The sequence below is a fragment of the Flavobacterium collinsii genome, assembly GCF_946903285.1.
Lineage (GTDB): Bacteria > Bacteroidota > Bacteroidia > Flavobacteriales > Flavobacteriaceae > Flavobacterium > Flavobacterium collinsii.
Genome location: NZ_OX336425.1, coordinates 508,983 through 525,082, shown reverse-complemented (window position 1 = coordinate 525,082; position 16,100 = coordinate 508,983). Strand labels below are relative to the sequence as shown.

18 protein-coding genes are annotated in these 16,100 nt (G+C 34.2%); 13 read left to right on the top strand and 5 right to left on the bottom strand.

The features are described from left to right. Positions 1 to 15: 15 nt before the first annotated feature. Entirely contained in the window at positions 16 to 573 is a 558-nt protein-coding gene (locus OGZ34_RS02430) for an HD domain-containing protein (RefSeq protein WP_263362022.1), read from the bottom strand. Between the two features lie 64 nt (positions 574 to 637). Continuing rightward, the gene (locus OGZ34_RS02425) at positions 638 to 1,231 is read right to left on the bottom strand and encodes a GNAT family N-acetyltransferase (protein ID WP_263362021.1); all 594 of its coding nucleotides are present in this window, start codon (positions 1,229 to 1,231) and stop codon (positions 638 to 640) included. Between the two features lie 219 nt (positions 1,232 to 1,450). Here OGZ34_RS02425 and OGZ34_RS02420 point away from each other — a divergent pair, with 219 nt between their 5' ends. Further along, a complete protein-coding gene (locus OGZ34_RS02420) occupies positions 1,451 to 2,791 on the top strand; it encodes an FAD-dependent oxidoreductase (RefSeq protein ID WP_263362020.1) in 1,341 nt (446 codons plus the stop codon). A gap of 124 nt (positions 2,792 to 2,915) precedes the next feature. On the opposite strand, the gene OGZ34_RS02415 is transcribed toward OGZ34_RS02420, so the two are convergent. Then, a complete protein-coding gene (locus tag OGZ34_RS02415; protein WP_263362019.1) occupies positions 2,916 to 4,433 on the bottom strand; it encodes a DUF853 domain-containing protein in 1,518 nt (505 codons plus the stop codon). Positions 4,434 to 4,812: 379 nt separating this feature from the next. On the opposite strand from OGZ34_RS02415, the gene OGZ34_RS02410 reads away from it, so the two are divergent. The 10 genes from OGZ34_RS02410 (at position 4,813) to OGZ34_RS02365 (ending at position 12,698) form a co-directional block, all read left to right on the top strand. After that, complete coding sequence (locus OGZ34_RS02410) at positions 4,813 to 5,637, top strand: MotA/TolQ/ExbB proton channel family protein (RefSeq protein WP_173965920.1); 825 nt, start codon at positions 4,813 to 4,815, stop codon at positions 5,635 to 5,637. 57 nt (positions 5,638 to 5,694) lie between these two features. Next, complete coding sequence (locus OGZ34_RS02405; protein WP_173965919.1) at positions 5,695 to 6,327, top strand: ExbD/TolR family protein; 633 nt, start codon at positions 5,695 to 5,697, stop codon at positions 6,325 to 6,327. A gap of 19 nt (positions 6,328 to 6,346) precedes the next feature. Continuing rightward, a complete protein-coding gene (locus OGZ34_RS02400) occupies positions 6,347 to 6,895 on the top strand; it encodes an ExbD/TolR family protein (RefSeq protein WP_263362018.1) in 549 nt (182 codons plus the stop codon). A 36-nt stretch (positions 6,896 to 6,931) separates the two neighbouring features. Continuing rightward, positions 6,932 to 7,732 carry an energy transducer TonB gene (locus OGZ34_RS02395; protein ID WP_263362017.1) on the top strand — a complete coding sequence of 267 codons (801 nt, stop codon included), beginning with the start codon at positions 6,932 to 6,934 and terminating at the stop codon, positions 7,730 to 7,732. Further along, a complete protein-coding gene (locus OGZ34_RS02390) occupies positions 7,732 to 7,962 on the top strand; it encodes a hypothetical protein (protein ID WP_246253210.1) in 231 nt (76 codons plus the stop codon). The genes OGZ34_RS02395 and OGZ34_RS02390 overlap by 1 nt, the downstream gene beginning before the upstream one ends. 2 nt (positions 7,963 to 7,964) lie before the next feature. Then, positions 7,965 to 8,888 (top strand): PstS family phosphate ABC transporter substrate-binding protein, encoded by a 924-nt coding sequence (locus tag OGZ34_RS02385; protein WP_263362016.1) that lies wholly within the window; start codon positions 7,965 to 7,967, stop codon positions 8,886 to 8,888. A 17-nt stretch (positions 8,889 to 8,905) separates the two neighbouring features. Continuing rightward, positions 8,906 to 10,573 (top strand): tetratricopeptide repeat protein, encoded by a 1,668-nt coding sequence (locus OGZ34_RS02380; RefSeq protein ID WP_263362015.1) that lies wholly within the window; start codon positions 8,906 to 8,908, stop codon positions 10,571 to 10,573. Between the two features lie 100 nt (positions 10,574 to 10,673). Beyond that, positions 10,674 to 11,306 (top strand): 7-carboxy-7-deazaguanine synthase QueE, encoded by a 633-nt coding sequence (locus OGZ34_RS02375; protein WP_263362014.1) that lies wholly within the window; start codon positions 10,674 to 10,676, stop codon positions 11,304 to 11,306. A gap of 91 nt (positions 11,307 to 11,397) precedes the next feature. Then, positions 11,398 to 11,832, top strand: a complete 435-nt coding sequence (locus OGZ34_RS02370; protein WP_263360326.1) for a helix-turn-helix domain-containing protein — start codon at positions 11,398 to 11,400, stop codon at positions 11,830 to 11,832. Positions 11,833 to 11,846: 14 nt separating this feature from the next. Then, complete coding sequence (locus tag OGZ34_RS02365; RefSeq protein ID WP_217427675.1) at positions 11,847 to 12,698, top strand: IS3 family transposase; 852 nt, start codon at positions 11,847 to 11,849, stop codon at positions 12,696 to 12,698. Between the two features lie 85 nt (positions 12,699 to 12,783). Here OGZ34_RS02365 and OGZ34_RS02360 read toward each other — a convergent pair whose 3' ends face one another. Both OGZ34_RS02360 and OGZ34_RS02355 read right to left on the bottom strand, forming a co-directional pair. Further along, the gene (locus OGZ34_RS02360; RefSeq protein ID WP_263362013.1) at positions 12,784 to 13,329 is read right to left on the bottom strand and encodes a YfiT family bacillithiol transferase; all 546 of its coding nucleotides are present in this window, start codon (positions 13,327 to 13,329) and stop codon (positions 12,784 to 12,786) included. 12 nt (positions 13,330 to 13,341) lie between these two features. After that, entirely contained in the window at positions 13,342 to 14,049 is a 708-nt protein-coding gene (locus tag OGZ34_RS02355; protein WP_263362012.1) for a class I SAM-dependent methyltransferase, read from the bottom strand. A gap of 74 nt (positions 14,050 to 14,123) precedes the next feature. On the opposite strand from OGZ34_RS02355, the gene OGZ34_RS02350 reads away from it, so the two are divergent. Both OGZ34_RS02350 and OGZ34_RS02345 read left to right on the top strand, forming a co-directional pair. Further along, positions 14,124 to 14,618: a YkgJ family cysteine cluster protein gene (locus OGZ34_RS02350; protein ID WP_263362011.1), complete on the top strand. Its 495-nt coding sequence runs from the start codon at positions 14,124 to 14,126 to the stop codon at positions 14,616 to 14,618. A gap of 116 nt (positions 14,619 to 14,734) precedes the next feature. Beyond that, entirely contained in the window at positions 14,735 to 15,970 is a 1,236-nt protein-coding gene (locus tag OGZ34_RS02345) for an ABC transporter permease (protein ID WP_263362010.1), read from the top strand. The last annotated feature ends 130 nt before the right edge of the window (positions 15,971 to 16,100 follow it).

The following is a 16,100-nucleotide window of genomic DNA, read 5'->3' as shown; positions in this document are numbered from 1 at the left end:
TTGATGAGTTGTTGCCTATAATTCTTCAACGGTACAATACGTTAAATAATTTTGAATTCGTTCTGAGAGTCTTTTTTCTAAATAAGCGTTGCCGCCTTTTAACGTGTTTAGGATTTGTATAGCTTGTTGCTGATATTCTTTTATCTTTTCCACACTCCAGTTTTTTGGTGGAACCTGTAAATTAGTTATTCGATCAGCTAATTTCACAGCCCATACCTCTTTTGATAACTCTTTAATTCGGGTTAGACTATCGGCCATTCTTTCTTCTTTAGGGATTTTAGAATTCTTTGTTAAGGCCAGAACAGCCTGAGCAATTTCTTCATCAAATTCCGCTGTAAGTTCTCCAAATGTAGTTTGGGTATCTTCAAGAATATCGTGTAGTAATGCAATTTGAATTGCAAATGCAGTATTAAATGACGCTGTGTTTTGCGAAGCCAATAGAATTTCCATTGTTACATTGCTTAAATGAACAACATAAGGTAAGTTAGTTCCGGGAATTACCTGATTTTGGTCGGCATGTTTTTTTGCGGCAAATTTTATGGTTCTTTGATATATGGTCTGCAATTCAGTCATAGAAAAAGTATTTTAGAATAAGCTAAAATACCATTTTTCTATCACAATAGTTGAGGCGGTTTTCCTATATAAATTCAGGAAAATATTCCGTTTTAACAGCTTCCCATTCCTCGGAAATAATACTGTAATACACATCATCTTTGCTCTTTCCTTCCGAATCGATATAATTGTTCCTGAAAACACCTTCTTTTGTGGCACCTAATTTTTCAATTGCCCGTTGCGATTTTTTGTTTTCGAGATCGGCACTGAACTGGATCCTGCGGAATTGGATGTTTTCAAATCCAAAATTGAGCAACTCAAACTTACAGGCTTTGTTTAAACCTGTTCCCTGAAATTGTTTCCCGTACCAGGTCCAGCCAATTTCACATTTTTGACTGGCATGATTAAGGTAGCCGTATCTTGTACTTCCGGCAACCTTGTTGGACGCTTTATCAACAATTAAAAAAGGATAACAAATTCCGGCGGCTTTTTGCGCTAAGGTATTTTGAATGTAGCTTTCAAAATCTTTTTCATCCCGAACGTACATGCCCATGTATTTCCAGATAGCATCGTCAAAAGTGATTTCTTTGAGTTCACTGTTTCTTTGGTTTTCAAACGGAATTAATACTACTTTTTCGTTTTCCAGAATAATTTCTGATTGTAGAATTTTGCTGTGCATGATTTTGATATATATTAAGGTAAAACGGAATACGAAAGTAAGAGTTTAATTTTTCTAGATAAACTGAATAAAATAACATTTTGTTATATTTTTAGAACAACTCCAAATCCTGAGAAAAATCGAAACCGTTGTGAGTCGTTACAGTAAATAATTTGTTTATTTTAAAGCTTATGTACAATTATTACTTATTTTTACGATCTTATATTTAGATTTTCCTTGATGCAAACTTCACTAAAAATTGCTGTTGTCGGTTCCGGATTAGTAGGATCGCTATTGGCAATTTATCTTAAAAAAGCAGGTCACACCGTTCATGTTTATGATCGTAGTCCTGATATTCGCAAAATTAATTTTTCGGGTCGTTCTATTAATCTGGCAATGTCCAACCGGGGATGGAAAGCACTCGATGGTGTTGGTGTAGGAGATGCTGTGCGGGAAATCGCTATTCCGATGGACAAACGAGCCATTCATTTAGTCGATAAACTCAATTTTCAGAATTATGGACAGGAAGGTGAATCGATTTATTCCATTTCCAGAGGAACGCTCAATCGCAAAATGATTGACCTTGCCGAAGAAGCGGGAGCAGAATTTCTTTTTGAACAAAAAATCTGGGACGTAACTCTAAATGATGCTACTTTGCACATAGGGGAAACCGAAAGAGGAGAATGGGAAGAGAAAAAATACGATATGGTTTTTGGTGCCGATGGTGCTTTTTCGAGAATCAGACACAGAATGCAGCGTCAGAGCATGTTCAATTATTCACAGGAATTTTTGAATATGGGTTACAAAGAATTGAATATTCCTGCAAATGCTGATGCATCACATAAATTAGATAAAAATTCTTTCCATATCTGGCCACGTGGAGAATACATGTTAATTGCACTTCCTAATTTGGATGGAAGTTTTACCTGTACTTTGTTTATGCCTTTTGAGGGTAAAAATTCATTTGCTTCGCTTACAGATCGTAAAATGGTGGAGGATTTCTTCACGAAAAACTTCCCGGATTCGATCGAAGTAATTCCCGAACTGGCAAATGATTTCTTTAAGAATCCAACAAGTACCTTGGTAACTATGAAATGTTTTCCGTGGACATACGAAGATAAAATTGCTTTGATAGGAGATGCCTGTCATGCTATTGTTCCTTTTTATGGACAAGGTATGAATGCAGGTTTTGAAGATATTACGGTTTTAAATGAAATGATCGAAAAATACGGAGACGACTGGAAGAAAGTCTTTGCTGAATATCAGATTTCACGTAAACCAAATGCCGATGCAATTGCCGAATTATCCTATCGCAATTTTATGGAAATGAGTACTAAAACGGCCGATGAGAAATTCTTATTACAAAAGAAAATTGAAAAAGCATTCTCAGACAAACATCCTGATAAATGGATACCACTTTACAGCCGTGTAACTTTTAGCGATCGACCTTACAGCGAGGCACTGGCTATTGGAGATTTTCAAAATGTAATTATGGAACAAATATTGCGAATCGACAATATCGAAAATATATGGGACACGCCCGAAGTAGAGCATAAAATTCTCGAATTACTACAAAAATAGATTAATATCAATATCAGAAATCAATATCAGAAATCAATATCAGAAATCAATATCAGAAATCAATGTCAAAAAACAATTTAAAATTGACATTGATTTTTGACATTGCCACTGCCATTGATAATTGTTATTTCTTAAACATTTTGGATAGAACCCCAAAAACACCTCTTATAAAAGTGGCACTTGTAACCACTTTTAAAACTGATTTTCCAACAACGCTTGCTGTACTCGGTTCGGACTTAGATGATTTTGCTGGTGTTTCTTCCTCTTGCTGTGCGGCTGCTTGCGTGGCCTCTTCAATCTTTTTGTTTAGAATTTCGTAGGCGCTTTCGCGATCTATTTCCTCAACATACTTTTTAACCAGTTTTGATTTACTGTTGATCGCTTCAATTTCGTCCGGAGTTAAAACATCCATTCGACTCATTGGTGCGCGCATCATAGTAGCGACAAGAGGAGTAGGGATGCCTTTTTCATTTAAGGCTGTTACCAAAGCTTCTCCGATTCCCAAACTGGTTAATAGCTCATCGGTCTTATAATAAGGTGAAGTTGGATAATTGTCTGCTGTTTTTTTAATCGCCTGACGGTCATTGGCAGTAAAAGCCCGTAACGCATGCTGAATTTTTAAACCCAATTGCGCCAATACGCCACTCGGAACATCCATCGGATTTTGGGTTACAAAATAAATTCCAACACCTTTAGAACGAATTAGTTTTACGATTGTTTCGATTTGTTCCAAAAGTGCCTTGCTGGCTTCGTTAAAAATCAAATGTGCTTCATCAATAAAAATCACCAGTTCCGGTTGTACTACATCTCCTTTTTCCGGCATTGTCTGATAAATTTCGGCCAGTAAACTCAACATAAAAGTCGAGAACAATTTAGGCTTGTCCTGAATATCTGTCAATCGGATAATGTTTACATATCCTTTTCCATTTTCGTCAATTCGCATTAAATCATCAATTTCAAAAGAAAGTTCTCCAAAGAACAAATCACCGCCTTGTTGTTCCAGTTCGATTATTTTTCTTAGAATAGTTCCGGTAGTTGCGGTTGAGATTTTGCCATAATTGGCGGCTATTTCATCTTTGCCTTCTTCGGTAATATAATTGAGAACCTTCTTGATATCTTTTAAATCCAGCAGTGGCATTTTATTGTCGTCGCAATATTTAAAAATAACGGCTACTACACCTGCCTGTGTATCATTTAAGTCTAGAATCCTGGAAAAAAGAACCGGGCCGAACTCAGAAACCGTAGCTCTTAAACGAACTCCATTTTGTTTGGAAAGTGACATTAATTCAACTGGAAAAGAAGATACATTATAAGGTATGTTTATTTTGGCATGACGTTCTGTTATAAAACCCTCTTCTTTGCCTTTTTCCGCAATTCCGCTAAAATCTCCTTTTATGTCCATCATCAAAACAGGAATTCCTACATTCGAAAGTTGTTCAGAGAAAACCTGTATCGTTTTGGTTTTTCCTGTTCCGGTAGCGCCGGCAATTAATCCGTGACGGTTTAATGTTTTCAGTGGGATTTTGACATGAGCTTCTCCAAGTGGTTCCCCGTCCAGAATGGCACTGCCAAGGATGATGCTGTCGCCCTTAGAAAGATAACCATTATTTATATCTTGAATGAAATTGTCTTTTTTATTCATGTTTTTATTTGTAATTTAGATGATTATAAGAGTATTGCTTGGTTTTTTAACATTTTTGGTTCTTTATTTTTAGTAAGAAAAAGCCTTTTTTGGTTGAAAAATATATAAAAAATAATTTCGCAACTTTTTAAGAAGATATCAAAGGATTGTTTGAATATTTACTAAAACGTTGTAATTTTCCCATTATTAGTCCTTTTTTTTGTTTTATCTAAAAAATGATGTCAGCAATTTAATGAGATATTTTTTAAATTGACGTTAAATTTCCTTCAATTAAATTAAAAAAAGTTTTTTTATTTAAACTAAACGTATAAATTTGCTCCTCTACAAGTTAAATATAACTAAAAAATAAAATTATTTAAAACTATTAAAATTAAAAAAAATGGCAAACGTTAAAGTTAAAAAAGAAAGCACTTCAAATGGAGGAGGAATGATTTCAGGAATCATTATTGCAGCATGTGTTTTTGTAGGATGGTTAATCTGGAAGTTCATTATGGGGGATTCAGCTAACTTTGAAGGAGGAAATCCAGAAACAGGTCACCCGATTAATACTTTAGGAATGGTATATAAAGGAGGTTTTATCGTACCAGTTTTATTAGGTATGCTTTTAATGGTTGTTGTTTTTTCTATTGAAAGATTCATTGTTATCGGTAAAGCAGCTGGAAAAGCTAATTTAGATACATTCATGAAAAATGTTCAAGGAAATATTAAAGAAGGAAACATTGAAGCTGCTATCGCTGCATGTGACAAACAACAAGGTTCAGTTGCAAATGCAATTAAATCTGCGTTGATTAAATACCAAGACGTTAAAAAAGAAGGTTTCAATAGTGAAGAAGCTTCAGAAGTAATCCACAAAGAAATCGAAGAGGCAACTTCATTAGAAATGCCAATGTTAGAGAAAAACTTGACTATCATCTCTACTTTAGTATCATTAGGAACTTTAGGAGGATTATTAGGAACTGTATCAGGTATGATTAAAGCGTTTGGTGCGATAGCTACTGCTGGAACTCCAGACCAGGCTGTACTTGCAACAGGTATTTCTGAAGCACTTATCAACACTGCAACAGGTATCTCTACTTCAATCTTCGCAATCGTTTCTTATAACTTCTTTACAGGTAAAATTGACGATTTAACTTATTCTATCGATGAGGCTGCTGTTACTATTGTAAACACTTACAGAAAATTCAGAGGAAGTTTGAAACAATAATTAATTTTTGAATATTTAATAAGTACAATTAATTATATCAAAAAAAAATAAAAGAGAATGGCTAAATTAAAAATGAAAAAAAAGTCGACATCGACAGATATGACTGCGATGTGTGATGTTGCATTCCTTTTGCTTACGTTCTTTATTTTGACCGCTACCGCTAAAGTGCCTGAGGCACTTCCTGTTGATACGCCTTCTTCTACAGTACTAACTAAGTTGCCAGATTCAGATTTAGCAATTATTACTATTGGTAAAGGAAAAGATGGAATCAGTAAAGTGTTTTTTGACCTAAAAGGGAGAGAGTTACGTAAAGAAACTCTTAACGGTATGTCGGCAAAATTAGGTGTGGAATTTTCAGAAGATGATAAAGCGGAATTTGCATTAATGGATGATTTCGGTGTGCCGTTGGCTAATTTGAAGCAAATCATTGAAATGAAAGCTGCTGATAGAGCCAAAGCGCCTCAGCCTGGAATTCCTATAGATTCTTTAGATAATCAATTAAAAGAATGGTTGTTGGTTTCTAGAAGAGCAGCAATTGATCTTAGCGGAGGAACTAAAGAATTGCAAATTGCGATAAAAGGAGATGCAAAAGAAGATTATCCACAAATTAAAAAGATTATGGATATTTTGCAAGATCAGAAAATCAATACCTTTAGCTTGGTTACAGGTATGAGAGGAAAAGACTTTTAATTAAAAAATATACACTAAAATGGCTGAATTAAATACCGGCGACGGTGGTGGCGGAAAAGGTGGTAAAGTAAGAAGTAAAAAGCAAAATTCTAAAGTCGATTTAACGGCAATGGTAGATTTGGCTTTCTTATTGATCACGTTCTTTATGTTGACCACTACGTTGTCTAAACCTCAAGCGATGCCCTTAGGTTTGCCAGATAAAGATGAAGACGAGACTAAGAACAAAGACATAAAAGTCGATGAGAAGAGAACCTTGACTATTATGATGGGTGAGAATAATAAGCTTGTCTATTATATGGGATTGCTTGATAGTCCTATTGCTGGGCCGAAAGATATTGCATATGGTAAAGATGGAATTCGTAGAGAATTATTAGCTCGTAAAAAATCAGTAATTGAATATACTGGAACTAAAGCTAAAGGGATTATTGTGATCATCAAGCCAGGTAAGAAATCGAAGTATAAAAATCTAGTTGACATTTTGGATGAAATGGCGATTACTGGAGTTGAAACTTATGCTATTGTTAATGATTTTCTTCCTAAAGAGAAAGAATTGTTAGAGAAAAAATAATTTTTTATTTTTTTAATAACCTAATAATCGAGAAAAATGAAATTAGATATTATAAAAAATCAGTGGCTTGATATCGTATTCGAAGGACGTAATAAGATATACGGTGCATATGAGTTAAGAAAATCAAATAATAAAACTACGGTAAGAGCACTTATCATCGGTTCTGTTATATTTAGCTTAGCAGTTGCAGCTCCTCTTATTGTGAGTTTAATACCAGAATCTAAAGATGATGTGGTAGCGAACGAGATTAAGCTTACTAAGATAAAATTACCTCCTAAAAAAGAGGAAGTAAAGCCTAACACGCCACCACCACCACCACCACCACCGAAAGTGGATCAGGTGAAGTTCGTGAAGCCTGTTGTTGCTAAGACTGAAGAAATTACCGAGGAACCACCAAAAATTGTGGAACTTAAAGACAAGAAAATCGGTAACGAAACTATCAAAGGTGATCCGGATGCAGTTTTAACTGTGGATGAGCCAGTTGGTAAAGGACCGGTTACTGAGATCATTCAGGAAGATAACAATGTTTATAACACTGCAGGTATCGAGGTAAAACCAGACTTCCCGGGAGGAATTGAAAAATTCTACAAATTCGTAGGAAACAATTACAAGACTCCGGAAGAAGAAGGTTTAAAAGGTAAAGTTTATGTTACTTTTGTAGTTGAAAAAGACGGTTCATTAACCGACATTAAAGTTTTAAGGGATATCGGTTACGGTACAGGAGCAGAAGCGATTCGTGTTCTTAAAAAGTGCCCGAAATGGACTCCTGGCGAGCAAAATGGTAAAAAAGTTAGAGTACTTTACTCTCTGCCTATTACTATTCAATCTGCAGAATAATGTTAAAAAATATGCTTAATAATATTCAGAAGAAATCGCTCAAAGAGCGATTTCTTCTTGTTTTAGGAATACTGTTTTTTTTAATATATCTTGTACTCGGTTTAATGATTATGTTTTGGGAGAAACTTCCGCTGGAAATGGAACCTAAATACAGATATGCTTTTGGGGGATTATTGATAGTGTATTCAGCAATTCGTTTTTTGAGATTAATTAATTCAAAATCAGAATAATTATGTTAAAGTATAGTAAAATTGCAGGCTTAATTGTTTTTGTTTTTTTGTTTGCGATGTGCAACCAAAAAAGCAAGAATGAAGTTGATAATGAAACAATTTTAAAAGGATCGATTGATATTACTGTTGATGAAACTGTAAAGCCTATTGTAGATGATCAGGTGGCGGTTTTTGAAGGAACCTATTCCGATGCTAAATTTACAGTTAAACCTAAGTCAGAAGGAGAGCTTATCAATGATTTGTTAAATCAGAAAGCTAAAGTGGTAATAACTACAAGAAATTTGACTAAAGAAGAACTAGCTAAATTTGAAAAAAGTAAAATTAAACCTAGAGTTACCCCTTTTGCGACAGATGCAATTGCTTTTATTTCGAACAAAGGCAATAATGATACATTAATAGCGTTGAAAACGGTAATCGATTTTATGCAGGGTAAACCTGATACAAGAATTAAAGGACTTGTATTTGATAATCCAAACTCAAGTACGGTGCGTTATATGAAGGAGTTGGCTAAAGTAAAAGATATTCCTGCAAAAGGTGTTTTTTCCTTTAAGACAAACGACGAAGTTATTAAATTTGTGTCTGAGAATGATGGTATGATTGGGGTAGTTGGTGTAAATTGGCTCTCTCAGCCCTCACCAAGCATGGCAGGTGTGGTTAAGAAAATAAATGTATTGAGTGTTAAAGGGCTAAATAGTAATCAATATTACAGTCCTACTCAAAATGATCTTGCCGAAGAAAAATATCCTTTGGCACGTGATTTGTTTATTGTAAATTGCCAGGGTTACTCTGGTTTGGGTATGGGGTTTGCATCCTTTATTGCTGGTGATATTGGACAAAGGATAGTTTTAAAATCTGGTTTGTTACCAGTTAGATCTCCTGGAAGAAAGCTTATAATAAGGAGTCAAATAGTAAAAGAGAAAGAATAAATTAATTACAATTAGAGATGAATAAATTTAAAATTTTTAGTCTTGCCTTAGTTGCTTCAGCTACTGTTGCAAAAGCGCAAGATATCAAAGAAGCTAAAAAGGCAATAGACGCTGAGCAATTTCAAAAAGCAAAATCATTGCTAAAATCAATCATCAAAGCAAAACCTTCTGACGGAGAAGCTAATTTTGTTTTAGGTAATGTGTATTTAAATCAGGCAATTATTGATTCTGCTAAAATTTACTTTGCAAATGGTTTACAGGCGTCAGATAAGAAAAACTTAAGTTATATAGGATTAGGTCAGTTGGATCTTGATACAAAAAATACTGCTGCTGCTCAGGCAAACTTTGGTTTGGCGATAAAAGATATGAAGCGTAAAGATGTAGAGGAGTTTATTTACATCGGTAGAGCATATATGAATTCTACTTCGCCAGACTATGCAAATGCGATTGCTACTCTGAAACGTGCTTTATTAATTGATCCTCAAAATGCAACTGCACTTTTGGCTATTGGTGATGCGTATTATGGAGCAAACAATCAAAACGATGCGTACAAAGCATACCGTGATGCGTTTACTGCAGATCCGACACTTTTGAGAGCAAAAATGCAATTGGGAGTTTTGTTGAAAGGGGCTAAGTCTTATGATGAGGCGATCAAATCTTTTAATGAAGTAATCGCTTTGAATGCTAACTACGGACCTGTTTACAGAGAATTGGCTGAGACCTATTACAAATGGGGTAGAAATAAACCATCTACTTCTAAAGTAAATATGCAAAATGCAATTACAAACTATGAGAAGTATTTAAATCTTACGGATTACTCTTTAGATTCTAAAATGCGTCATGCTGATTTCTTAATTCTGGTTAAAGATTATAAGAGTTTAGAGACTGTTGCGAACAAGATGATTGCAGAAGATAAAGTAAATCCTAGAATTTTTAGATATTTAGGTTATGCTGCTTATGAGAACGGAAATGTTGACGTAGCTATCAAATCTATTGAAGATTATATCAAAGTACCTTCTAATAAAGTAATTGGTAGAGATTATTTGTATTTAGGTTTGTCTAAAATTAAAAAAGGAACTGCTGCAGACGGAACTGTAGATCAGGCTTCGTTTGATGCTGGTTTAGCAGATATCAAAAAAGCTATTGAATTAGAGCCTTTAGTAGTGGAAGAACTTTCTGATTTAGGAAAAGCTTTGTTTGGAAAGAAACAATTTACTCAGGCAGCGGCTGTTTTAGAGCTTGGAACAACTAATAAAGAGTCTAAAAACTATTTAGATGATAATATTTACTACGGTATTTCTCTTTATTATGCGAACGCAAATAAAACGAATGGTGCTGCAGATGCTGTTGCTTTAGGAAAAGCTGAAGCTGCTTTTGATAGAATATTAGAAGCTTCTCCATCTTATAGTGAAGCTTACTTGTATAAAGGAAGAATCAATAACTTGTTGGAGAAAGATGATTTGATCATTAAAAACTACGGAGAATATGTTACAAGTATCACTGCTAAAGGAGCTGAAGAATTGGCTAAACCAGCTACAGTGAAAAAAGTAGTGGAGGCTTACAACAGTATAGGTGCTAGTTATGCTAATACGGATAAAGTAAAAGCGGTTGAGTATTTTAATAAAACTTTAGCTTTAGATCCTACAAATGCTTACGCAACACAATCTGTAAAAACTTTAAAATAATATAAGTTTTTAATTAAATGAATAACCGATAGTTTCTTTGAACTATCGGTTTTTTTTGTTCCGTATTTAATTGACTATCTTTGCACTTTAAAATAAAATAATGTTATCAAAAGAAATACAATTAGAAGTAAATAAAGGAGCTATGTTGCCTTTGATGGAAGAATTTTATACCATTCAAGGGGAAGGTTTTCATACCGGAACAGCTGCTTACTTTATACGAATTGGAGGTTGTGATGTTGGTTGTCACTGGTGCGATGTGAAGGAAAGTTGGAATGCTGAGTTACATCCGCCAACGAGTATTGATTTAATTGTAAATAATGCGTCAAGTCAAGCTGATACTGTAGTGATTACTGGAGGTGAGCCTTTAACTTGGGATATGAGTTTGTTGACCCAGGAGTTGAAGAATAAAAAATTGAAAGTTCATATTGAAACCTCAGGCGCGTATCCGTTAACTGGAACCTGGGATTGGATTTGCCTTTCTCCTAAAAAGAATAAACTGCCAACTCAAACCGTATATGATAATGCACATGAGTTAAAAGTGATTATTTACAACAAACACGATTTTATTTTTGCAGAAGAGCAGGCAGATTTGGTAAATGATAATGCCATATTGTTTCTTCAGCCGGAATGGAGTAAAAAAGAAGAAATGACACCTCTGATTGTTGATTATGTAATGAACAATCCGAAATGGAGAGTTTCACTTCAAACGCATAAGTATTTAAATATTCCTTAAATCGATATAAAAAAATCTCTTCAATTGAAGAGATTTTTTCTTTTATAATAGGTGTCTAGTCCTGAAATAGCGATACACAAAAAGTATCATTATGGAAGTACCTCAAGAAATACGCTATGTAAAGCGTACACAAAAAGACTACTCTATGTCTTTTAAATTACAAGTTGTTCAGGAAATAGAACGCGGAGAACTCACAGCAACGGAGGCTACAAAGCAGTACGGCATCCAATGCAAAAGCACAGTTGTCCAATGGCTTAGGAAATTTGGTAACTTTGATTGGGAAAACCAAACCTCTATGAAAATGGCAAAAACACCTGAACAAAAGATTATGGAGCTTGAAGCTCAAGTCAAACTTTTAGAGAAACAAAAGGCACTCCTGGAAAGACAGGCTTTTGTTGCAGACAAGAAAGCAATCTTATTTGATATGATGATTGATTTAGCGGAAAAAGAATATCATATTGATATCCGAAAAAACTCTGTGCCCGAACAATCACCCATTTCAAAGAAAGAGAACAACAAACAATAGGATTTACCTGTTATTTGTTCGGGATAGACAGACAGGTTTATTATCGAAAAATTAAAAGAACAACAATTAAACAAAATAAAGCTAAAGAAGTTGTTTTAATGGTTAATGATCTTAGGCAATTAATGCCTAGAATAGGTGCTAGAAAGCTCTATTATCTTTTATTGGATCAACTCCATTTGATGAAGATTGGAAGAGATAAATTCTTTGATATACTTAGAGCTAATCATTTATTGGTACAACCTAAACGCAGTTACCATATAACCACAAATTCACATCACCGGTTTAGAAAGCACAAAAATCGAATTTTAGATTTAGAAATAAATCGCCCTGAACAAGTTTGGGTATCCGATATTACTTATATCGGAAAAAGAGATAATCCGTGTTATCTAAGCTTGATCACAGATGCTTATTCAAAAAAGATAATGGGGTATTATGTTGCTGAGAATCTCAATACTCAAAGTAGTTTAAGAGCTCTTAAAATGGCTCTTAAGCAAAGAACGCATAATACATTAACTCTAATCCATCATTCAGATAGAGGTTTGCAATATTGTGCACATGAGTATCAAAAAGAACTTATGAAAAATAAAGTATTATGCAGCATGACCCAAAATTCAGATCCTTATGAAAATGCGATAGCAGAAAGAATTAATGGAATTTTAAAACAAGAATTTATGATCGATAAGTATCATCAAAAAAGAAAAATTACAAACTTAATAATAAAGGAATCTATCAATATTTATAATAATCTCAGACCTCACTATTCTAATTACATGTTAACACCAAATCAAATGCATTCTCAAAATCAAATTCAAATGAGAAGATATAAAACAAAAAACAGTTGCAAGAGGGTTCTTGCAACTGTTTAATTAATTATTTTTATGTAATAATCTGTATCGCTTTTTTAGGACGAGACAAGGAGCTGTGCTATGTGAAACAAATAAACATTTTGTTCTAATCCCAGTTTTTGTTCTTTTTTAAGGTGGTGATATGAGCCAGATGGTGGTTACTGTGCCATGCATACATTCCAATAATTTGTTTTAATAAGTATTCGGAATTATTTTCGGGATGAATAAACGATTTGTCTAAATCTGACCCGCTTAGATTTTTCATGATATAGGCTAGTCTAAAGTGCAATCCTTCCAATAACTGTAAGGTTGGTTCGATCGGCATGGTCAGATTATCCGGAAGCTCCGACCACAATTTTTCATCATAAGCCTTTATTACCGGATTGTTTTCTGTTAAAGCCCATTTTAATCGGATAAAACAGTTCATGTGACTTTCGGCACAATGGTGAATTACTTGTCGAACAGTCCATCCGTCAGGACGATATGAAGTGTCGAGCTGTTCTTCAGTCAAATCAATAGTTTCTTTCTTTAATTTATTCGGAAACGATTCGATGATGGCGATATTAGTGGAAATATATTCAGCATTGTAATCTTTTGGAGCTTGAAATTTTCCAATGGGATATTTTAGTTTTTCTAAATCTGTTTCGTTCATAATTTACTCATTTTATAAAGAAAGTTTGGCCAGATAATCATAATGATCGCCTTCGAGAATCAATTCGCATTTTAATCCGTTGGCATTAGCAGCATTTTGTAGGGTATTGTAGTCTAGGTACAACCAGTCGAAAGGTTCTTCTTTGTCTCCTTTGTATGAAATATTGAAAACAAGCTCCCCATAATACTCATTGCTTGATGGGATCCATTTTCCTCCATCTTCATCTTCGTCAAACATGTAAATAATGTCTGAGCTGTCAAGTAATATTTGTCCTCCGGGGTTCAATAATGACTTAAGTTTGGACAGGTATTGGTTGCAGTTGTTTAATTTGCCAAAAATTCCAACGCCATTCATTAATAAAATGATAGTATCGAATTTTCCTTCGTCAAAATCCAGTATATTTTGAACCTTGGCGTTTTGTACTCCACGCAGTTTACAGGTTTCGATCGCTTTTGGTGAAATGTCAATCGCTGTAACGTCCAGATTTCGATCCTTTTGTAAAGACAAACTATGACTTCCTGCTCCGCAGCCTACATCTAAAGTTTTTCCGAATGCCAGTTGTAATGCTTTTTGTTCGAGTTTAGGCATTTCGTTATACGAACGAAATAAATAATCCACACTCATCTCATCTTCTTCAGAAATTGAAGTTTCGGTAATAATATCCTCTGGTGAATTATTGGTTTGGAAATCATACATGGCTTTCCCGAAAAGATCTTTCATCGTATTTTAGTTCAAAGTTTAAGGTTTCAAGTTTAAAGTTGTTTAATTTTGCACATCAACTTTAAATTTTAAACTTGAAGCAAATTTTAAATAACTTAAATAAGTTAGCCAAAGATAAGCATATCGAAAACAAAAAGTATTTTGATAAGCTTAAAAAGAAACAACCGAAGAATTTGGATTATGTAATGCAGGATTTGCATGATGCTGAATTTAGGAAAACAGATTGTTTGCAATGTGCTAATTGCTGTAAAACGACCGGGCCTTTGTTTACTTTGGCTGATATCGAAAGGATTTCAAAATCATTCAGACAAAAGCCACAACAATTCATTGAACAATATCTCAAAATTGATGAGGACAAAGATTATGTGTTAAAAAGCGTGCCTTGTACTTTTTTGGATAGTGAAAATTATTGTATGATTTATGATGTTCGTCCGAAGGCTTGCAGGGAGTTCCCGCATACTGATCGTAAAAAATTTCATCAGATTGCGGACTTAACATTAAAAAATATTGCGATTTGTCCCGCTGCTTACAATATAGTAGAAGAAATGAAAAAGAAACTTCCTTTGTAAAATCTTAAATAATTCGTAATTGTTTTTAAAAGCATTTTTTTTGCTTTTTTAAATGTAATTTTGATTCGAATGAATCCAGAAGGGATATAATTAATAATTTCAAGACAATTTAAAATTTGAATTTAGAATATTTCATAGCTAAAAGACTTATTACTACCAGAGATTTTAAAAGCAGTATCTCGGCGCCAATCATTAAAATTGCTATTTCGGCTATCGCTATTGGTATGATAATGATGATTGTTTCTGTTGCAACGGGTATTGGCTTGCAGAAAAAAATACGGGATAAAGTTTCCGCTTTCAACGGGCAGATTATAATATCAAATTTCGATAATAACAATTCCGAGGTTACGCTGATTCCAATTTCGAAAAAGCAAGACTTTTATCCCAATTTCAAATCGGTTCCTGAAGTTAGTCATATTCAGGCAATAGCTACTAAGGCTGGAATTATCAGAACAGAAAATTCTTTTGAAGGTATAGTTTTCAAAGGGGTTGGGGCAGATTATGACTGGAAGAACATTGAAGAGTATCTTGTAGAAGGAAGGGTGCCGGATTATGCGAAAGCTCTGAATGAGGATGTGTTGATTTCCAGGTTTCTTGCGAACCGGCTTCATCTTAAAGTCGGGGATAGTTTTAATACCTTTTTTATAAAAGAGGAGCAGGGTAAAATGCCTAATAGTCGTAGATTTAAAATCGCTGGAATTTTTAGCTCAGGATTTCAGGATTTTGATGCAACCTATATATTTGGTGATATCAGGCATATTCAGAGGATAAATAAATGGAGTGCCGATCAAATTGGTGCTTTTGAAGTGTTTATTAAGGACTTTGATGCTATTAAAACAACGGGAGAGAAAATTTACGATCAAACATCTTCTAATTTAGATACTAAAACGATAATCGAAAAGTATAGTTATATATTTGATTGGTTACAGCTTTTTGATTTTAATATCATTGTTATATTAGGTGTAATGATATTGGTTGCTACCATTAATATGGTTGTAGCTTTATTGGTTTTGATTCTGGAGCGGACTCAGATGATTGGAATTCTAAAAGCATTAGGGGCTAATAACTGGACAGTTCGAAAGGTATTTTTGTATAATGCTTTTTATCTTATTATTCAAGGCTTGTTTTGGGGTAATCTAATTGGTATTGTTTTGTTGTTGATTCAGCAGCACTTTGGAATAATTCGTTTGAATCCTGAGAACTACTATGTAAATGAGGCGCCAGTCTATTTTAATTGGGGGTATATTGTTTTGTTGAATTTGCTTACGATTGGAGTGTGCTTCATAGTGTTGTTAATTCCTTCCTATATAATCACAAAGATCTCCCCTGTTAAAGCCATTCGTTTCGAGTAATTTTGTTGTTCTGTTATATATACAACCCGACAGGTTTAAGATCTGTCGGGTTTGTTGTTTCTGTTCCTATATATAAGGGGTGATTTTGTTCAGCTGATCGAAGTCGAAGCTTTGAGATTTGGAATTTGAG

Coding starts and splice junctions, on each gene's coding strand:
- OGZ34_RS02355 (WP_263362012.1), bottom strand. CDS start 14,049: ATGAAAGATCTTTTCGGGAAAGCCATGTATGATTTCCAAACCAATAAT.
- OGZ34_RS02415 (WP_263362019.1), bottom strand. CDS start 4,433: ATGAATAAAAAAGACAATTTCATTCAAGATATAAATAATGGTTATCTT.
- OGZ34_RS02430 (WP_263362022.1), bottom strand. CDS start 573: ATGACTGAATTGCAGACCATATATCAAAGAACCATAAAATTTGCCGCA.
- OGZ34_RS02370 (WP_263360326.1), top strand. CDS start 11,398: ATGGAAGTACCTCAAGAAATACGCTATGTAAAGCGTACACAAAAAGAC.
- OGZ34_RS02375 (WP_263362014.1), top strand. CDS start 10,674: ATGTTATCAAAAGAAATACAATTAGAAGTAAATAAAGGAGCTATGTTG.
- OGZ34_RS02420 (WP_263362020.1), top strand. CDS start 1,451: ATGCAAACTTCACTAAAAATTGCTGTTGTCGGTTCCGGATTAGTAGGA.
- OGZ34_RS02400 (WP_263362018.1), top strand. CDS start 6,347: ATGGCTGAATTAAATACCGGCGACGGTGGTGGCGGAAAAGGTGGTAAA.
- OGZ34_RS02425 (WP_263362021.1), bottom strand. CDS start 1,231: ATGCACAGCAAAATTCTACAATCAGAAATTATTCTGGAAAACGAAAAA.
- OGZ34_RS02410 (WP_173965920.1), top strand. CDS start 4,813: ATGGCAAACGTTAAAGTTAAAAAAGAAAGCACTTCAAATGGAGGAGGA.
- OGZ34_RS02405 (WP_173965919.1), top strand. CDS start 5,695: ATGGCTAAATTAAAAATGAAAAAAAAGTCGACATCGACAGATATGACT.
- OGZ34_RS02360 (WP_263362013.1), bottom strand. CDS start 13,329: ATGAACGAAACAGATTTAGAAAAACTAAAATATCCCATTGGAAAATTT.
- OGZ34_RS02390 (WP_246253210.1), top strand. CDS start 7,732: ATGTTAAAAAATATGCTTAATAATATTCAGAAGAAATCGCTCAAAGAG.
- OGZ34_RS02380 (WP_263362015.1), top strand. CDS start 8,906: ATGAATAAATTTAAAATTTTTAGTCTTGCCTTAGTTGCTTCAGCTACT.
- OGZ34_RS02395 (WP_263362017.1), top strand. CDS start 6,932: ATGAAATTAGATATTATAAAAAATCAGTGGCTTGATATCGTATTCGAA.
- OGZ34_RS02385 (WP_263362016.1), top strand. CDS start 7,965: ATGTTAAAGTATAGTAAAATTGCAGGCTTAATTGTTTTTGTTTTTTTG.